Origin of the sequence: Xanthomonas sp. LMG 12460, from assembly GCF_009192895.1 — a bacterium.
GTDB classification, from domain to species: domain Bacteria; phylum Pseudomonadota; class Gammaproteobacteria; order Xanthomonadales; family Xanthomonadaceae; genus Xanthomonas_A; species Xanthomonas_A sontii.
Genome location: NZ_NKUH01000118.1, coordinates 1 through 512 on the forward strand (window position 1 = coordinate 1; position 512 = coordinate 512).

At 68.6% G+C, this 512-nt stretch carries 1 protein-coding gene; it reads right to left on the bottom strand.

Annotated features, from left to right (window positions below; all coding sequences use genetic code 11):
* On the bottom strand, nt 1-512 hold a 512-nt coding region (locus CEK66_RS18995), incomplete at both ends, for a glutamate--tRNA ligase family protein (protein ID WP_255424711.1).

Consider the following 512-nt stretch of genomic DNA (forward strand, 5'->3'; position numbering starts at 1 on the left):
GTCCAGCAGCGGCTGCAGCAGTTCCGGGTGGCCGGCCAGGTCGACCTTGTCCACGCACCAGTCGTACAGCGGGCGGTGGTCCTCGAACTCCAGCGTGCACAGCGAGTGGGTGATGCCTTCCACGGCGTCGCCCAGCGAATGCGCGAAGTCGTACATCGGGTAGATCGGCCAGGCGTTGCCGGTGTTCTGGTGCTCGACGTGCTTGATCCGGTACAGCGCCGGGTCGCGCAGGTTGATGTTGCCGCTGCGCATGTCGATCTTGGCGCGCAGGGTGCGCGCGCCGTCCGGGAACTCGCCGGCGCGCATGCGCCGGAACAGGTCCAGGTTCTCCTCGACGCTGCGGGTGCGGTACGGCGAGTCGCGGCCCGGCTCGGTGAGGGTGCCGCGGTACTCGCGCACCTGCTCGGCGGAGAGGTCGCAGACGAAAGCGTGGCCGTCGCGGATCAGCTTCTCGGCGGCCAGGTAGTACACCTCGAAATAGTCCGAGGCATGGCGCAGCTCGGCCCAGTCGA